We start from the raw sequence: 287 nt of genomic DNA on the forward strand, positions 1-287 counted from the left end.
TCAGTGATACCTCCGGTTCCAATCCGGCCATCAGTGGTGATCCGCTACTGGACTGTTTTCACGACAGTCAGGGGGCGGTACGTGAACAGCATATCTTCAGCTTCAGTTACAGCGAATCGATTGTCCCCGGTAAAGTCACCCTGCGGGATTTTGATTTCAGAAAGCCCAACCTGAAGCTGGAATCGGCTAAATCCGGTGAACAGGACGTGCCGCTGGAAATCTATGATCATCCGGGCCGCTTTAGCGATTCAGGCCGGGGCAGTAATAACGCCCTGATTCGTTTAGAG

The 287-nt window shown here is 52.6% G+C and carries 1 protein-coding gene; it reads left to right on the top strand.

From position 1 onward, the window contains the following. Nucleotides 1-287, top strand: a 287-nt coding sequence (locus JW499_RS22060) for a contractile injection system protein, VgrG/Pvc8 family (RefSeq protein WP_232846586.1), incomplete at both ends; no start/stop codon positions are given.

The sequence above is a fragment of the Amphritea pacifica genome (genome assembly GCF_016924145.1).
GTDB lineage: Bacteria > Pseudomonadota > Gammaproteobacteria > Pseudomonadales > Balneatricaceae > Amphritea > Amphritea pacifica.